At 71.0% G+C, this 17,934-nt stretch carries 7 protein-coding genes; all 7 read right to left on the bottom strand.

Annotation, left to right across the window (positions count from 1 at the left end; translation table 11 throughout):
* Positions 1-17: 17 nt before the first annotated feature.
* Genes K8625_RS36280 through K8625_RS36250 form a run of 7 tightly spaced genes read right to left on the bottom strand, consistent with a single transcriptional unit; the run spans position 18 to position 17,924 of the window.
* The gene (locus K8625_RS36280) at positions 18-3,860 is read right to left on the bottom strand and encodes a beta-ketoacyl synthase N-terminal-like domain-containing protein (protein WP_223748862.1); all 3,843 of its coding nucleotides are present in this window, start codon (positions 3,858-3,860) and stop codon (positions 18-20) included.
* Positions 3,857-7,465, bottom strand: a complete 3,609-nt coding sequence (locus tag K8625_RS36275; protein ID WP_223785255.1) for a type I polyketide synthase — start codon at positions 7,463-7,465, stop codon at positions 3,857-3,859. Before K8625_RS36275 ends, K8625_RS36280 begins: the two co-directional genes overlap by 4 nt.
* Entirely contained in the window at positions 7,462-8,316 is an 855-nt protein-coding gene (locus K8625_RS36270; protein WP_223748860.1) for a polyketide synthase dehydratase domain-containing protein, read from the bottom strand. Before K8625_RS36270 ends, K8625_RS36275 begins: the two co-directional genes overlap by 4 nt.
* Positions 8,313-9,185: a 4'-phosphopantetheinyl transferase superfamily protein gene (locus tag K8625_RS36265; protein WP_223785254.1), complete on the bottom strand. Its 873-nt coding sequence runs from the start codon at positions 9,183-9,185 to the stop codon at positions 8,313-8,315. The genes K8625_RS36270 and K8625_RS36265 overlap by 4 nt, the downstream gene beginning before the upstream one ends.
* On the bottom strand, positions 9,172-12,018 hold the full coding sequence (locus tag K8625_RS36260; RefSeq protein ID WP_223785253.1) for a polyketide synthase: 2,847 nt from the start codon (positions 12,016-12,018) through the stop codon (positions 9,172-9,174). The genes K8625_RS36265 and K8625_RS36260 overlap by 14 nt, the downstream gene beginning before the upstream one ends.
* Complete coding sequence (locus K8625_RS36255; RefSeq protein ID WP_223785252.1) at positions 12,008-14,092, bottom strand: C45 family autoproteolytic acyltransferase/hydolase; 2,085 nt, start codon at positions 14,090-14,092, stop codon at positions 12,008-12,010. Before K8625_RS36255 ends, K8625_RS36260 begins: the two co-directional genes overlap by 11 nt.
* Entirely contained in the window at positions 14,082-17,924 is a 3,843-nt protein-coding gene (locus K8625_RS36250) for a KR domain-containing protein (RefSeq protein WP_223785251.1), read from the bottom strand. The genes K8625_RS36255 and K8625_RS36250 overlap by 11 nt, the downstream gene beginning before the upstream one ends.
* Positions 17,925-17,934: the final 10 nt, after the last annotated feature.

Below are 17,934 nucleotides of genomic sequence, written 5' to 3'. Positions count from 1 at the left end.
ATGACGGAGCCGAGGGGCTACACCCGTCCCGACATTCCTTTCTGGCGACCATCGAGGAGGGGCTTGAGCACCGGACCCAGATGTCCCAGCACACTGAAGCGCAGCCCCTCGACCTCGACGTAGACCTGACGCGTCCGGGGGTGGAAGGCCACGACGCGAAGCCTGGCGATTCCATCCTGCATCCCCAGGTACGTGCTGAGGACGGCGACCTCCTCACCCTGTGGGAGCGGAGCATGGAGCCGCAGGCTGTCGGCCCCCTCCGGGAGCACGAGCGACTCCAGCGAGTAATACGCCGTCATCCCCGCCGCGTGGTTGATGGCATCGAGCGCGAGCGGTGACACCCGCAGGCGCGGTGTGCTCGTGAACGAGAAGAGGTCGCGCGTCCCCATCTCCTTCACCCACGCCGCTTGCTGCGTGGCCGACACGAACCGGAGCTGACGGCAGCCCTGCATGCGAGGCCCCAGGTAGGCCTCCTCGCCCTGGTTGTAGAATGGACCGAAGTCCTGACGTCCCTCCGCCGTGAAGAGCGCCGCCGTGCTGGCCTCCACCGTCACGTCGCCCCCGTCCTGCCGCGCGCCGAGCAGCACCGTCCCCGTGTAGAGCTTGCGTCGCAGGGGCGGCAGGTCCGCGCGCGGCCGCAGCTCCATGTCCACCTGCACCGTCACCGCCACGCGTCCGAACGCATCCGCGCCCCCTGCCCGCGCATCGACGAGCAGCCGCGTGCTCCGGCCCTCCCACACCTTCGCGGCCTGGTGGTAGCGGACCGACTCCAGTCCCCTCACCTGGAGCCCTGGCCTCAGCAACAAGGCCGCCTCGGCCATCAGCTCCATTCCGAAGGTGCCCGGCAGCACGGCGACGCCATTCACCTTGTGCTCGCGAAGGTACGGGTCCGTCTCCAGACGCAGCTCACGCAGCGCGGTCAGCGACGTCTGGGTGCGCTCCAGCACGGCGCCCACCATCGGGAAGGTCTCGGGGCTCAGCGCCTCATCGTCCTGGCGCCCCCGGTACTCCTCCACCACGAGGTGGTAGTTCGTGCCGCCCATGCCGAAGGCGCTGACGCCCGCCCGACGCGGCCCTCCATCCGCGGGAGGAGCCCAGGCGCGAGGCTCGGTGATGACCTCGAACGGCACCGTGTCCCAGGCGATGTCCGGGTTGGGGCGCTCACAGTGGAGCTGCGGCGGCATCACCTTGTGCTCCAGGCTCTTCAAGACCTTGACCAGGTTGATGACCCCCGCGGCCGAGTGCAGATGGCCAATCATCGACTTCACCGAGCCGATGCCCACCGAGCCCGGCGCGCGCCCCTGCATCACCTGCGAGTAGGTGGAGATCTCCGTGAAGTCCCCCACCGGCGTCGCCGTGCCGTGGCACTCGATGTACTGGATGGACGCAGGGGAGACGTCGGCGCGCTCCAGCGCACGGCGGACCGCCAGCTCCTGGCCCACGGGGTTGGGCGCGAGCAGCGACTTGCCCTTGCCGTCGCTGGAGGAGCCGATGCCCTTGATGAGCCCGAGGATGGTGTCCCCATCCCGCTCCGCGTCCTTCAGTCGCTTGAGCACGACGACGCCCGCGCCCTCACCCGGGATGAAGCCGGACGCGTCCGCGTCGAAGGGACGGCTCCCGGTTCCACTCATGCCCCGGAAGGTGCAGTTGATGGCATACAGCTCCGGCGCCAGGTCCGCGAAGGAGCCGCCCGCGAGCACGACGTCGGCCAGATCCAACTGAAGGTTCGCCACCCCCGCCTCGATGGCCGCCAGCGAGGACGCGCAGGTGCTCTCGTAGATGCCGGTGGCGCCCTTGAACCCATACACGTGCGCGATGAGCGTGGCCTCCGAGCTGCCCGCGTATCCCGCGTGCGTATACGGCGTCATGGGCGCCATGTGCGCCTTGAAGTTCCCCTCCGCGCGACGGGCGAGCCCATCGACGGCGCCAGCGGCCAGCCCGCTCTCCTCGAGCACGCGGCGGAACAACCCATCCATCTCCGTGTAGGCGATGCGCAGCTCCACCTCGCGCTCGCGCAGCCGGCCCGGCATGTCCGCCATGAAGACGGCCGTCCTCTTCGGAGCCTTCTGGGGCGCCGTCGTCTTGCGGAGCGCCTCCGCCGCGGCCGTCAGCGCGAAGACGTGTGAGCGGTCCAGTTGGACGGCCAGCGTCGGCGGGATGAGGAACGCCTTCTCGTCGAAGGTGAAGTCCTCGACGAAGCCGCCGAGCGGACAATAGATCTTCCCTGTCACGCCCTCCGGTCCGAAGTACCGGTCGATGTCGAAGCGCTCCTTCGGAATCCGGATGATGGAGTCCTGCTTCGCCATCACGTTCTCGAAGAACGTGTCGCTGTCGCGCGCACCGGGCGCGAGGGCGCCGTACGCGACGACGGCGACGGGCTCCCGCTTCGGCGGAGGACCGAGGCTCGCGACGAGCTGGGCGTGGTACTCGGGCAGGTACTCCTCCAGCGTGAGGTGGTAGGCCTGTCCTCCCATCGCCAGGGAGTTGATTCCGGCGCGACGCGGGACTCCGCCGGCGGGCGCCTCCCACGGCGCGGGCCGCGAGCGCACCTGGAACGGCGCGCCCTCCACGCGCAGCTCGTCCCGCAGTTCGCGCACATGCGCCTGGGCCGGCAGCGTCTGGTGCTTGAGCGCCATCAACGTGCGGACGATGCCGGGCAGCGTGGAGGCCGACAGCAGGTAGCCCACCATGTTCTTCGTCGACCCCAGCGTGAGTCCACCCGGCGCATGGCCGTTGAACACCTTGCCCATGGCGGTCAGCTCGGAGGCCTCCAGGAACTCCACGCCGTTGGCGTGGCACTCCAGGTACTGCACGGACTCGGGCGCGTATCCCGCGAGTTCATAGGCGCGCTGGGCCGCGGTGACCTGCGCCTCCACGGGCGGGCTGATCAACGCGCCCCGGCGGCCGTCGTTCGCGCCGCTGATTCCGCGGATGACGCCGAGGATGGAGTCGCCCTGCTTGAGCGCATCATCCAGACGCCGCAGCACGAAGAAGCCCGTGCCCTCGCCCAGCAGCGTCCCGGAGGCGTTGGCGTCGAAGGGCCGGGGCTGCGCCTCGCGGGTGAGCAGGCGCATGCGCTCGAAGGTGACGAAGGGCGCGGGCGTCAGGTACGGGCTGGTGCCGCCCACCAGCGCGACGTCGTAGTCCCCCAGCGAGAGCCCGTTGACCGCGCTCTCCAACCCCAGGAGCACGGACGAGCACGCCGAGTTCACCACGAAGTGCGGGCCCTTCAGGTCGAACAGCGAGCAGGCGCGCCCCAGGGCCAGGCTCATGCCCGACACGGTGCCTCGGGTGAACTCGCGGTGGCTGACCTCGCGGAACGTCTTCTCCGAGGACTCCAGGATGCGACGGCGCGCCTCCTCGGGGAGCCCGGAGTCCTCGACGGCCTTCTGGATGGCCTCCATCAACTGCGGCAGGTGCCAGAGGAACGGATGGGTGATGCGCGAGTCGTAGCCCATCTCCGAACCACCCATGATGACGGCGGTCCGCTCCCGGGCGAACTCACGCTCCAGCAGGCGCGCATCCGCCAGCGCGCGCCGGATGGCCTCCACGGTGTACAGCTCGCACCGGTGCAGCTCGTCGAGCATCTTCGGCCCGACCTTGTACTCACGCCAGGGCAGCTCCAGCTCGCCGAAGAAGGACGCCCTCCAGACCTCGCCCTTCTCCGTGTCGGACGCGTCCTGGCTGTAGAAGCTCTCCCACCGGAAGCGCGACTCGGGCACCTGCGCGAACCGGGGCGTCCCGGCGACGATGTATTGCCAGAGCTGCTCGGGCGTTTCGGTCCCCGCCACCATGCACGAGGCCCCGATGATGGCGATGGGCGTGGACTTCCGGTTGGCGGACTGCGGATGCGAAGTCATCTCACGGACTCGTTGAGCAAGCGGTGGACATCACTGAACGCCAGGAGGCGATGGAAGCGCGCGACTTCACCCGTCGAGGCCGGGTGCCCCAGTCGGACCACGTCCGGAAGCGCCTGGAGACATGCCCCGAGCGTCTCGCCAGTGCCGGCCTCGAGGAAGACCCGGACGCCGTCGTCGTGGAGGCGGCGCACGTGCGGGCCCAAGCGGGACGGCTGCGTGTCCAGCAGGGCGAGGTGCCGCGCGAGGAACGCCTCGGGCAGCGGTGCCTCGTAGTACCGACCATGGATGGCGGAGAGCACCGCGACCTCGGGAGCCCTCCACGCGAAGCGGGTCAGCTCCGAGCGGAGCTGCGGGAGGCCCTCGATGGCGTGGGCGGACGCGCCGAGGCTGGAGCGCAGACGCAGCGCGCTCAGCGCGTCCTTCGCGGAGAGCATCCCGCTCGCGACCAGCGCGCTGTACTCGCCCGTCCCCTCCCCCAGCAGGACATCGACACGCAGTCCGTACGAGCGCAGGAGGCGGTAGTACGCCACGCCCGCGAGCACCTCGGCCACGTCGGCGACGAAGGCGTCTTCGGCCCGCGAGGCCGCGTGGAGAGGCTGCCCCGTCAGCGACTCGAAGGCGGAGCCGACCTCCGTGAGCGTCTGCTTCACGGAAGCAAACCGCGCGGACAGCTCGCGCAGCATCGCCGCACTGCGTGCGCCTCGATGTGGAAACACCCACGCGACCCGACGCGCGAGCAGCCCGTCCCGCGGACGCGGCATCGACTCGCGCGGGGAGAACTCCTCCACCACGGCGTGGTAGCTGGTGCCTCCCAGGCCCAGCGAGGTGACTCCGGCGCGACGCGGCCCCTCGTCCGAGGCCGCCCAGGGCTCGAGGTCCGTCGGCACCCGGAAGGGCAGCTCCCGCCAGGGGATGGCCGGGTTGGGCGTCGCGAAGCCCACGTTGGGTGGCACCTCTCCACGGTGCAGCGCGAGCGCGACCTTGAGCAGCGACACCGCGCCGGCCCCCGAGTTCAGGTGGCCCAGGTTCGACTTGATGGAGCCCAGCAGCACCGGCCCCCCGACGCGTCCCTGTCCGTAGACGGCGCGGTACGTCTCCACCTCGACGGGGTCTCCCACGGGTGTCCCCGTGCCGTGGCCCTCCAGGTACTGGAGCTCGTCCGGCGAGACGCCCGCCTTCTCCACGGCCCGGCGCACGGCCTGGACCTGTCCCTCCGAGGACGGCGCCCAGATGGAGGCGCTCTTCGGGTCCGTCGCCCCCGCCACCGCGCGAATCACGGCATAGACGCGGTCCCCCGCGGCCTCCGCGTCGGAGAGCCGCTTCAGCGCGAGCATCGCGGCGCCCTCGCTCGTCACGTAGCCATCCGCGCGCGCATCGAAGGGGAACGAGCCGCTCTGGGACAGTCCTCCGAACGAGCACCACTGGACCAGCCCATCCACCCCGAGCGACGCATACATGCCGCCCGCGAGCACCAGGTCACACTCCCCCGTGCTCAGCCACTGAGCGCCCAGCTCCACCGCCGCGAGGCTGGAGGCACACGCGGACTCCACCATCATCGCCGGGCCCTGGAAGTCCAGGTGGTGCGCGACGCGTCCCACCGCGAGGCTGCCCAGGTAACCGGGCAGCGTCTGGTTGGTGATGGGGGGCAGGTCCTTCTTGTAGTCCCGCTCCACCTCGCCCCGGATGAGCGCAGCCGTCGCGTCGTCGACGCCGCGCTGGCGCAGATGCTCGGCCAGGCGTCCGTCGAACTCGGCGTGGTACACGCGCGCCTGCGCCTGGAACTCGCGCTCCAGGGGAGGCATGTAGCCCATCGCGAGCCCCACGCGCTTCGCGTCGACCGTCCCCGAGTCCTGGAGCGCCTGCAGCGCGGCCCGCATCGTCCAGCTCTGCCCCCGGTCGATTTGCGCCGCGACCTCGTCGGGAATGCGGACCTGTTCCTGGGGCCAGCTCCCGTCGACGATGGTGCCCACGAGGTTCGTGTAGGGCCGGGCCTTGCTCTTGCGCGTGGGGTCCAGGTAGCGCGCGGTCTCCGCCCGCTCCGGCGGCATGGCGCCAATCGCGCAGTGCTTCGCCAGCAGGTTGCTCCACAGCTGCTCCACGTTCGCGGCGCCAGGGAACACACCGCCCAGGCCCACGATGGCCACCGGCTCGGAGGGCCGAGGAGGCGGCAGCGTGCGCGCCAGTCTCGAGTGGGTCTCGGAGGAGAACTCCTCGAGCGTCAGGTGGAAGCTCAGCCCGCCGAAGCCGAACGCGCTGACGGAGGCCCGCCGCAGTCCGCCCGCTACCGCCGGCCAGGGCGTGCCCTGCTTCGCGAAGTAGAAGGGAGTGCCTTCCAGCGAGATTCCTTCCGCGCCCGCCTCGAAGGAGCGCTGCGCAGGCAGCACCTGACGGCTCAGCGCCAGCGTGGCCTTGAGCAGCCCCGCCGCACCCGAAGCTGCCTGGAGGTGGCCCGTCAGCTCCTTGACCCCTCCCAGCATGACGGGAGCGGCACCCGCTTCCTCTCTCCAGAGCGTGCGCAGGCTCTGGAACTCCGTCGCGTCCTCGCTGGGAATCCCCGCCGCATGGCACTCGACGTATTGCACGTCACGAGGCCCGTACCCCGCCTGGGCGTAGGCCCGGCGCATCGCGAGCACCTGCCCCTTCGACTCCGGCACCACCAGCGATGGGCCCTGTCCCTCCGAGGCCGCGCCGATGCCGCGGATGACCGCGTGGACCTTCGCCTCCGCCGACACCGCGTCGTCCAGGCGGCGCAGGACGAACACCCCGACGCCCTCGCCCAGCAGCGTGCCGCTCGAACGACGGTCGAACGGCGCCAGCACGGTCGTGCCCAGACCGCCCAGCTTGCTGAACGCGACCAGGTCATGCGGCGTCAGCAGCTGGCTGCATCCCGCCACCACCACCGCGTCACAGTCACCGGCGTTGAGCTGCTGACTGGCGCTCTGGAGCGCCGCGAGCGTGGAGGCATACCCCGCGTCCACGGCGAAGTGCGGGCCACGCAGGTCGAAGAGCTTGGCGGCCCTCCCTGCCCAGATGCTGCTGAAGGACGCGGTCGCCTCCGTCTCACTGGTGCCGCCCAGCTCCGCGTCGAGCTGCCGGGTGAGCACCTCCGCGAGCTCGGAGGCGAGCCCTGGGTGACGCGCGCTCAACGTCGTCGACGCAGCCAGCGAGCGCAGCATGTCCACCAGCCGGGCCTGCACCCGCGAGCCCGGGCGAAGGCCACCGCCCAGAGAACCCAACACCAGGCCGATGCGCTCCGGAGCCACCGCGCCGAGCCCATCGCGCGCATCGTCGAGCGCCTGCGCCGTGGCCTCGATGAACGCCAGCTGCATCCGGTGCATGTCCCGGAGCACCTTGGGCGGAATCCGGTACTTCTTCGCGTCCAGCCGGGGCTCCTCCACGAGCGCGCCGTGGAGGCTGTGCGTGCGGTCCGGGGCCGAGCGCTCGGCCGCGAAGTACCACTCCGACGGGAACTCCCGAGCGTCCAGCGGGCCCAGCGCCGAGGCCCCCGTCATCACCTGCGTCCAGAAGGACTCGACGTCGTTCGCGCGCGGGAGGACACAGCCGACTCCCACGATGGCGACAGGCCTGAAGCGAGGGGTGCTCATGGCACCTCCCGCACGGAGAACCCGCGGAAGAGCGCGACCCGTCGTCCCTGCTCGTCCCACGCGACGACGTGGAAGGTCTGCAGGTCATCGTGGGCCGAGGTCCTCCGCGCGAACACCTGGACCTCTCCGCGCGGAATCGCGTGCAGTTCGCCGGACGCGAGCTCCAACGGGAGCACCGTCCGCTCGCGGCACAGCACCCCCAGCGAGAAGGCGACGTGCAGGATGGCGTTGAGCAGGGCCGCGGGCCAACCCGGCGCCCTCGGGTCCTCCTGCCAGCCGGACTTGGAGTGGCCCGGCGGCGCGACCACGGCGAGGAGCTGGTCTTGCGCGGGACGCCGATACCGCAGGCCCGCCAGGAACGTGGGCCCGTGCTGAATCTCACGAGGCAGCCGGTACAGCGCCTCGTAGCTCTCCGCACCCGTGAAGTCCAAAGGCCGGAAGCGCGCGGGCGATTCGGCGCGCTCCCCCATCCGCACCTCACCCGAGGCATGCGTCCTGTGGATGCGCGGGAAGCCCTCGCGAGGCGGCGCCATGCTGGAGGAGATGCCCACCGTGACGCGGTTCGCCTCCGCGGCCTCCGCCGTGACGGAGAACTGCAGCGCCCGGGTATCCTTGAAGCGCGCGGCCTGCACGAAGCGCACGTCGCGTACGCCGAGCACCTGCCGCTCCGGTTGCATCCGGTGCGCCGCCTGCGTCATCAGCCCCACCAGATACGCGGCGGGGAACACCGGTGCGCCCTCGACGACATGGTCCAGGAGATAGGGGTCCGTGCGGATGTCGACCCCGCGCTCGAAGCGCCAGCTCCCGTCGGTGGCGCTCACCTCCCCCAGCGTCGGCCCCTGCGCGCTCATGTCGAGGCCGCTCCCGGGGCCAGCCGCCACCCCTGCCCCACCCGACGCCAGTCCTCGCGCGTGTCGTGGAGGACCGCCAGCGCATAGCCCTGCCCCGCCACGAGCACTCCGGAGACGGCCTGCTCCCGCCGCCCCGGGACGTCCAGATGGATGGAGCGGACGAGCGCATCCGCCCCGCCCGTCAGCGGCGCGAGCCGGAGCTCCTCCACCTCGGCCTCCCTCCAGCCGGAGAACGTCACCTGCTGCAGCGCCGCCCTCAGCCCTTGTCCCGTGCACTTCACCAGCGCCTCCTTGAGGCACCAGCCCAGGTTCCACAGCTCATCCGGCGACCGTTGCCAGAGCCGGACTCGCGCCTCGAGCCACACGCGCTCATCCCGGGTGAACACCTCGTCCTGGAACGCCGCGCCCCGAGGCTCGATGCGCTCCAGGTCCAACCCCACGCGGCCATGGCTCGTCACCACCGCCATCGCGAGCTCGCGCGAGTGGGTGATGGACACGTCACACGCGGGCACGCCAGGGGGCAGCTGCGCCACGGGGCGCCCCTGCTCCGGCCCGGCCAGCATCTGCGTGAGGCCCACGTCCTGGGGTGACACGCCGTGTCCCTGCGCGTCCAGATGCGCGCACAGCGCCAGCTTCGCGGCGATGCGGCCCGCCAGGTGCGCCACGCGCCGCGCGAGCACCACATGCATCCCGCTCACCGCCAGCTCCGCCGGAGTGAGGACGCGGGAGATGAGCCCATCGGGCCGCGCGGGCCAGGCACGGCGCACGTGCTCCAGCGGCACCACCATCAACGTGACGCGCTGCCCACCCGGCAGCACCACGGCGACAGGGCCACTCGCGGGCTCCCAGTCGAGGTCAGGGAGCGTCACGGTACTCCTCGAGGATGAGGTGGTAGTTCGTGCCACCGAACCCGTACGCATTGACGGCCGCGCGTCGGGGCGCGTCGCCCACCTGCCAGGGGCTGGCGTCGCGAGCGAAGGACAAGGGCCCCTCGCACGAGGCCAGCCGCGCGTTCAGCTCGGCCCCCGTGAGGAGCGGAGGGAACACGCCTCGCTGGAGCGCGAGCACCGCGCGGAGGACACCTGCTCCAGCGGACGCGATGTACGAATGTCCGATGTGCGGCTTGATGGCGCCAATCCGCACCGGCCGGGCCTCGCGGCCGTAGACCTCCACCAGCGCGCCCGCCTCGGGCAGGTCTCCCTCCAGCATCCCCGTCGCATGCGCCTCGACATACTGGATGCTCTCCGCGCCGACGCCGCTGTCCCGCAGGGCCCGACGCATCGCCAGCGCCTGGCCGCGAGCCTGGCTCGCGAAGATGGACTTGCCGCGACCGTCCGTCGAACCGCCGACGCCGCGAATCAAGGCGTGGATGCGGCTGCCGTCCCGCTTCGCATCCGAGAGCCGCTTCAGCACGAAGATGCCGCAGCCCTCGCCGTGCACGAACCCGTCCGCCTCTTGCGAGAACGGCCGCATCCGCCCCTTCGGGGAGATGGCGCCGACGAAGCACATGTTCACGCAGTAGGGCGCGGTGATCTGCGACCACACGCCGCCCACCACGGCCACGTCCCACCGGCCATCGCGCAGCCCCTGGATGGCCAGGCTCAGCGCGGTGAGCGTCGACGCACAGGCGGACTCCACCGTGAACGCGGGGCCTCGGACATCCAGGGCCCGGGCCACGCGGGTGGCCGGCGCGCTGTTGAGGATGCCCGGCAGCGAATCGGAGGAGATGGGCGGCTGCTGTCCCTGGAAGGCCTCGCGCGCCTGCGTGATGAAGCGCTCCACGCGGTCCGTGGGCAATCCCGAGCGCGACAGCACCTGTCGGTAGATGCCCGCGAGCTCCGGGAACGCCAGCCGCGTCTCCACGGCGATCTCCTGCAGGTTGCCCGGCGTGGTGGCCACGATGACGGCCGTGCGCTCCGAGGGCAACGCACGACCCGCGTCGGCGACAGCGGCCTTCGCGACCTCCAGCGTCCAGCGCTGCGCCGGGTCCATGCGCGCCACCGCGTTCGGAGGAATGCCGAACTCCGTGAAGCGGAACGACGCCTCCGCCACCAGCGCGGCCTTGGGCGAGTACACGCGGAAGAACGTCTCCCGACTCGTCCCACCCCAGGCCCGCGAGGCGTCGTGGTAGAGCGACACCGGCCAGCGCGACTCGGGGATGTCGCCCACCGCGCAGTGCCCCTTCAGCGCGTTCTCCCAGAGGACCTCGGGGCTCGGCGCGTCGGGGTATTTGCACGCGAATCCCACCATCGCGATGGGCTCCGCCGGAGGACGCGGCGCGCGGCCACGGACCTGGGGCGCCTGTGCGTCATATGCCTCCACCACCGCGTGCCACGCGACACCTCCGAAGCCCGCCGCATGGACGGCCGCCCGGCGTGGACCTCGCGTCAGCGCGGCCTGCTCCGTGAGGACCCGCGGCGACGTGCCACCTGGCGCGACGTCCGGATGGAGCGTCTGGAAGGAGCGCTGCGGAACGAGGGTCCGCTCACGCAAGCTCAACAGGACCTTGAGCATCGCGGCGAGGCTCGACGCCGTCTGCAGGTCCCCCACCGACTCGGAGATGGCGCCGAGCGACACACCGTTGGAGCCCCTGTATGCGTCCGACAGGCCCTCGACGAGGTGGGCATCCCACGAGGGGACACCCGTGGCGCCCGTCTCCACGAAGCAGACCGAGTCGGCCGCCACCGCCGCGCGGCGGAGCGCCTCTTCGGCCGCCCTGCGATGCGCCTGCGCGTCCGTGGCCGTCATCGAAGGGCCCGCGCCCCGGTTCACTCCGCCCACGCCTCGGAGCACGCCCTGGATGGGGTCACCATCCCTGCGCGCGACCTCCAGCGGCTTGAGCAGGAACATCACCGCGCCTTCTCCCAGCGCGGTGCCATCCGCCCGAGCGTCCAGCGGAAACACGCCGCGCTTCGACAGCCGGCGCAGCTTGTCGTGCAGCACATACTCCATGGGCGACAGTGCGGGGCTGGCCGCGCCCACCAGCGCCATGTCCCACTCCCCGCTCATCAGCCCCTGCACCGCCGTCTCCAGCGCGGCGAGCCCCGACGCGGCGTGGGCATCCACGCAGAAGTGCGGCCCGTGCAAGTCGAAGAGGCTGCACACGCGCCCCAGCACCGGGCTCATGAAGCCCCAGAACGCCCAGTCGTCCGAGCCGTCGATGTGCTGCCGGACGAGTTCCTCCTGGACCTGCCGAGCGACGAGTCCGGCCTGCTCCGGGGAGAGTTCCTTCCAGGCCTCCGTCTGGCTCGCGGCGCGCAGCAACTCGGGCAGCCGCCACTTGGTGTTGAAGCCCAGGTTGCTCTTGCGCCCCATGCCGCTGGAGCCGGCAATCACCGCGACCCGGTCCCGCGCGAACTCGCGCTCCGGGGTGTAGCCCGCGCTCGTCATCGCCTGGACGGCGGACTCCAGCACCATCATCTCGATGGTGTGCAGCAGGCGCGTCTCGATGGGCGGGACCTTGAACTTCTTCCAGTCGAACTTCAGCCCCTCGACGGGTGCGCCGAGGAAGGACGTCGTCCGGTCGACCGCGTTCGGGTCGTCGCTTCCATACGCGCTCCAGTCCCAGCGCGCGCCGGTGAGCGGCCGCACCGCCACGTGTCCCGCCAGGAGGTTCTGCCAGAACGTGGGCACGTCATGGGCGTCCGGGAGGACACACCCCATGCCGATGATGGCGATGGGCTCCTGCGCTTCAGCTGGCATGCGCGCGCACCTTCGGCTCGGAGGAATGCAGCCCACCGGAAGGGTCCAGGGACGTGCGCAGGTACACCTTCTGCTCGGGGGTGTACGCGTCCACGCTGATGGAGCAGTAGTCGTGCGCCTCCAGGCAGATGCGTCCCGCCTCGTCCCAGACGGTGAAGTCGTAGAACAGCAGCTCGCCCACCTCGCGGTTCAGCCGCGCGCGAACGCCGAGCCGCTCACCCGCCCCAGGCGTGCGCCCCAGCACCAGCCGGTGCACGCCCTTGGGGACCGGAGCCCGGAGGTTGTGGAGGATGCCCAGCGTCCCCGCGAGCTGGAAGCAACCGTCCAGGACGAAGGGGTCCAACCAGAAGCGGGCCCTCGGCACGGAGGCGAAGTAGCCCGTCGGCTCGGGGACCCGCAGGCTCGCGACGGCGTCGCGCGGCCCGGGGTAGCTGATCCAATCCACGATGCGGAACGGCGCCCCGACGTGGAAGTAGGCGTCCTTCACGTAGGAGCGGCTGAAGGGCAGCTCCCCTTCCGCGCCGCGCGCCTTGGCGAAGCCGGGAGGAATCACCCGCGGGTGGCGAGCCCCCAGTCGCACCTGGGCGCGGTAGTGCAGCACGTCCGAGCGCAACACCGCGCCTCGGGGGTTGAGCAGGTCCGCGTACGCACAGACCTCCCACACCTCGTCGCGGCGCACGGCCCGGACACAGGCCTCGGTCGGACGCTCGGGCCGGACGCGGATGAACTTCTCCAGCGACACGTCGCGCACTTCGCACACGTCGCCCTCACCCGCGACCGCGGCCACCTCCGCGAGCCACTCGATGGCCGCGGCGCCGGGCAACACGGGGATGCCGTTGACCCGATGCTCCTCCAGGTACACGTCCTCCTGGAGCGCGAACGTCCGAGCCCAGCAGCCCTGCTCCCGCGCGCTCCCGAGCATCGGGAAGCCGCCCTGCTCCCGAGCCTCGGGCGCGGCGCCCTGGAACAAGGGCCCCAGCTGCAAGCGTCGCCGCGTGGCCAGCGCGGCCGGGATGGCCCCCGCCGCGAAGTCCAGCGTCAGCGACTCCGGCTCGTACGCCATGCTCAGCGCGTTGTCCGCCCGGCAGATGGACTTCATCGACGGGGTGGCGCCCTCGCTGTCGCGCAGGAAGTCGACGGCGGTGTCGAGCGTGAGGTCTCCGCGCCGCTCACGGACCAGATGCTCCAGGCGCCGATAGCGATGGAGCGAGTCCTCCTGCATGTCCTGGAGCATCTCCAGCGCCACGGCCTCGTGGCCCCGAGCCGCCTTGTGCGCGACGCGCAGGTGGTTGGTGGAGACGACGAAGTCCTGCTCCGGCGGCGCCGTGTACTGGCCGGAGTGCGCCCCCACCTGCTCCCAGACCATCGCCTGTCCCGAGCGATGGGTGAGCATCAGGTTCCAGCTCCCACCGCGCGCAGTCGCCTCCAGCACGGCGCGGGCCTCTTCGAGCGAGTGCGCGCGCGACAGCACCTCCCGGTTCTGGAACGTGAGCGGATAGAACACGCGCGGGTCCAGCGGCGCGACGGGGACGTTGACGCCCAGGCTCAAGCCCGCCGCGTTCATCCCCGAGCACACGCCCAGCGCCGCGGGCCAGAACGTGACGGACACGTACGGGATGCGCCCCTCCAGCCGGTACACGACACACGTGGGGCGCAGGAACTTCGCCAGCGACGGGTACGGCACATCCAGGTTGTGCCCGTGGAGGACCTTCCCGCCCGTCGTCGCGCGCCCGAAGGCCGCGAACTGCGAGCAGCCGATGGGCGCGCCCGAGAGGATGTCGAGCACGAGCGTGTGGTAGAGGATGGTCTCCCTCGGGAAGCCGCTCGCGTCCGAGACGCCTCGGACCTCCTCGTGGATGTCCTCGGGCAACAGCGCCGCGAGCGCCGCCATGCGCTCCCGCATGGCCTGCTCCGTCACGCCAAGCTTCTCCAGCATGGGACGGATGGACTCGCCCTCGATGGAGACGGCGTGGGCGATCTCCTCCCGCATGAGGGCGCCGTACTGCCGGCCGACCTCATGGGGCCGGCCCGACAGCACCACCAACGGGAGGGATGCGGACGAATCAGATGGCATAGCGGGTTCCGCCAGCCTCCTTGCCGACGACGCGGAGCGCCTCCTTGTCGTGGCGGGGCAGGTTCAGCGTCTCGAAGGTGCGCTCGTCCGCGATGACGACCTCGCCCGCAGAGCCGCCGTACAGCAGCTCCCCGACGAACCAGTACGCGCCCTCGTCGACGTGGATGACGCAGATGCCCATGGCGCGCAGGCGCTCCAGGTAGTCCGCGTTGTTCTCCACGATTCCGGCGCCCACCCACACCGGCCAGTCGACCGTCACGCTCCGCACGCCGGGCCGCAGCGTGGAGTAGACGAGCCCCGCCTTGGCGACGAGGTAGTTGGCCAGCGAGTAGTCCGTCTGCCCCTTGTTGCCGTAGCGACCGCTGCCCGAGCCGAAGTTGATGAAGAACTGGAGGTCGTCGTTCCAGGTCTCCTGCGCGAGCACCTGCCACAGGTGCGCCTTCGACGCGAGCGTCCGGACGAACGCGTCCGAGGACTTCATCGGCAGGCTCTTGGACTCCTCGATGGTGGCGCCGTGGACGATACCGTCGATGCGGCCGTGCTCGCGGCGCACGTCGGCCAGCAGGGCCCGCACCGCGCCCACGTCGGTCATGTCGCAGACCTTGTACTCGAGCGAGATGCCCTGGCTCCGGCAGTCCTCGAGGTTGCGGTGCAGTTCGCGCCGGTTGGCGATGTCGGAGTCGAAGACGCGCCGCGCCTGCACCGGCGTCTTCCCCGGGTGCTCCGCGAGGTAGCGCTTGATGAAGGACATCCGATAGGCGGGCAGCTCCGCCTCGGGCACCTTCAGCCACTCCTCGCTGCCGCTCGGCGGCACGGTGCGGCCCGTGATGATGACGCGGGCGCCGGTGGACTTCGCGAGCAGCTTCGCGCACGGGTAGACGACGCCGCGGCCTCCACCCGAGACGACCACCACCGAGCCGGGCCGGAGCGACACCGGCGCGGACTCCTTCGGGAAGGACGTCTCGATGTCACGGAAGACGTAGCGACGGCCGCCGGTGTAGCCGACCTCGACATCGAGGTCCGCGCTGACCAGCTCGTTCCAGACCTGCCGCGCCCACTGCAACGCGTCCTGGCCATCCAGGTCCACGACCTTGCAGCGCGAGCCGGGCAGCTCCCGCCGCAGGCACTTGACGAAGCCGCCCGCCGCGCCGGCCAGCGGGATGCGGCCCTGCGCATTGGCGTGACCGAAGAGGCCTCCGCCCGCCGTGGCCACCAGGTACCAGCCGCCCCCGGGCAGCGCGCCAATGCGGTCGTAGACGGCGAGCGCGCTCTGGTACAGCCCCAGGGAGAAGGTGTTGACGGTGGACGCCCAGGCCGAGGCCTCCTGCTCGTCCAGCTTCGCGGTGGGCGCCGTGGTGTGCAGGAGGATGAGGCCATCCAGCGGCTGCTTCTCCTGGAGCTCCTTCAGCGCGCGGCCGGCGCTCTCGGGGTGACGCCAGTCCAGGGACACGCCCTGCTCCGGCGCGGGGCCGGAGGACAGGATGACGACCCGCGCGCCCGCGGCTTCCAGCATCTGCGCCAGGGCCTTGTAGGCGCCATGCGCGTCCGTGGAGATGCCGAGCGTCTTGCCCTTCAGGTGCGCGACGCTCGGGGCATCGACCTGCGGGGCCAGCTCCACGGGGTGGACCTCGTAGCGCTTGCCCGCGAGCTGGGCCGGCGGCGACACCGACTGCGACGCGGACTTCAAGCGCCCCTCGAGGTGCTCGGCCAGTCGCCGCAGCGACGCGGTGTCCCCGCTCGCCTCGCAGCGGGCGATGAAGCGACGGACGTCATCCAGACCGAGCGTGCCCTGCTTCGCGGCGGGAGCCGCCTCCGCTAACGCGGGCGCCACCACGGCGTTGGCGACCAGGTACTCCGACATCTTCCGCACGGTGTTGTAGTTGCGGACCCGGAACTTCTCGTTGCGCGCCACGCCGAACTTCTCGCGGGCCATGGCGAACGCTTCAATCTGCGTGACGGTGTCCACGCCCAGGTCGACCTCCAGGTCGAGGTCGGGCTGGATGAGCTCGATGTTGTAGCCCGTCTTCCCCTGGAGCACGGAGACCAGGAAGGACTGCACCTCCTGCACCGTGAGGCCCGGGGTGGGAGCAGCGGTCGCCACGGGAGCCTGGGGCGCGGGGGCCGCCGCGGCGGGCGCCCTGCTCGTCAGGTACTCCACCATCTTCCGCAGCGTGTTGTGGTCCCGCAGCCGGAAGTTCTCGTCCTTCTCCACGTTCAGGTACACCCTCGCCATCGCGAAGGCCTCCACCTGTTTCACCGTGTCGATGCCCAGGTCCGCCTCGAGGTCCAGCTCCGCCTCGAGCATCTCCGCCGGGTATCCCGTCCGCTCCACCAACGCACCCACCAGCAGCTTCATCACCGAGTCAGCATCCACGGTGCTCGCCTTCGGCGCCGGAGACGCCACCGGCTGGGACACGGCGGAAGCGGACGCAGCGACCACGGGCGCTCGCGCAGCCTCGGTCACGAAGGCGGAGGGCTTCACGTCCTCGGTCGACGACCTCGCAGCCTGCACCGGCGGCGATGAGCCGACGGATTCCCCCCACGCGGCGCGCGGCGCCCCGGAGACGGACGCAGCGGGCGACCGCGAGGCGTCGGGCGAAGCCTTCGCGGCTTCTCCCACCGGCGCGGAGGCCGCCCCCGTGGAGGCAGCGGGCACCCGCGAGGTGTCGGACGAAGCCTTGAGGGCCCCGCCCTCCAGCGCGGATGCCGTCACGGTGGAGGCCACGGAGGACCGCGAGGAATCAGGCGAAGCCTTCGCGGCTTCTCCCACCGGCGCGGGTGGCACCACGACGGAAGCACTCGTCGCGACAGGCGTGGTCTTCGCAGGCACAGGCCCCGCGACCGCGGCGGCCCTGCCCGCCAGGTACTCCGCCATCTTCTGCAGCGTGTTGTAGTGACGCACGCGGAACTTGTCATCCCGCTCCACCCCGTAGGTCATGCGCGCGTGGGCGAAGACCTCGACCTGGGTGATGGTGTCGATGCCCAGGTCCACCTCCAGGTCCAGCTGCGGCTGGAGGATGTCCAGGCTGTAGCCGGTCTTCGCGGCCATCGCGTCGCGCAACAGCTGCAGGATGGCGTCCGCGCTCGGCGCACTCGAAGCCGGAGCAACAGCCGCCACGGGAGCCTGGGGCGCGGGGGCCGCCGCGGCGGGCGCCCTGCTCGTCAGGTACTCCACCATCTTCCGCAGCGTGTTGTGGTCCCGCAGCCGGAAGTTCTCGTCCTTCTCCACGTTCAGGTACACCCTCGCCATCGCGAAGGCCTCCACCTGTTTCACCGTATCGATGCCCAGGTCCGCCTCGAGGTCCAGCTCCGCCTCCAGCATCTCCGCCGGGTACCCCGTCCGCTCCACCAACGCCCCTACCAGCAGCTTCATCACCGCCTCGCCATCCACTCCGCCCGCCTGCTTCACGGGCTCGGCGATGGCGAGCGCGGGACGCGCGGACGCGGCATCGAGCCGGGCGAGCGCCCCTCGCGTCTCCACGAGGACCGTCTCCAGGACGGGCCGGTCGCTTCGAGCCGCGCAGTCATCGACGAAGGCCAGCACCTGCTCCAACGAGACTTCCACGTCCCTCTCCACGGTCGTTCCTTTGTCCAGGTGCTTCGAGAGTCCCTTGGCGAGCAGCGCCACCGTCGTGCCGTCCACGCGCGCGCCGACCGGGACCTGCAACTTGCGCTCGACGGAGGACACCGCGTCCTGGACCTCCGAGGGCGTCAGCCCGAGGTCCTCCACGAGTCCGACATGGGGCGCGAAGAGCTCCGGCACATACCCGGTCCTCTCCACCAACGCGGCCACGAGCTGCTGTTGAACTGCTTCCTGATGGGAGACGTTCATCTCGAGAGAC

Source organism: Myxococcus sp. AS-1-15 (genome assembly GCF_020037055.1).
In the GTDB taxonomy this organism is placed as follows: Bacteria; Myxococcota; Myxococcia; order Myxococcales; family Myxococcaceae; genus Myxococcus; species Myxococcus fulvus.
Note: the sequence above shows the minus strand (reverse complement) of the source record. Positions and strands in the feature narration are given on the sequence as shown.

What these genes read in the sequence shown, in the direction of transcription:
- K8625_RS36280 (WP_223748862.1), bottom strand. Translation starts at nt 3,860, where the DNA reads ATGACTTCGCATCCGCAGTCCGCCAACCGGAAGTCCACGCCCATCGCC.
- K8625_RS36275 (WP_223785255.1), bottom strand. Translation starts at nt 7,465, where the DNA reads ATGAGCACCCCTCGCTTCAGGCCTGTCGCCATCGTGGGAGTCGGCTGT.
- K8625_RS36270 (WP_223748860.1), bottom strand. Translation starts at nt 8,316, where the DNA reads ATGAGCGCGCAGGGGCCGACGCTGGGGGAGGTGAGCGCCACCGACGGG.
- K8625_RS36260 (WP_223785253.1), bottom strand. Translation starts at nt 12,018, where the DNA reads ATGCCAGCTGAAGCGCAGGAGCCCATCGCCATCATCGGCATGGGGTGT.
- K8625_RS36255 (WP_223785252.1), bottom strand. Translation starts at nt 14,092, where the DNA reads ATGCCATCTGATTCGTCCGCATCCCTCCCGTTGGTGGTGCTGTCGGGC.
- K8625_RS36250 (WP_223785251.1), bottom strand. Translation starts at nt 17,924, where the DNA reads ATGAACGTCTCCCATCAGGAAGCAGTTCAACAGCAGCTCGTGGCCGCG.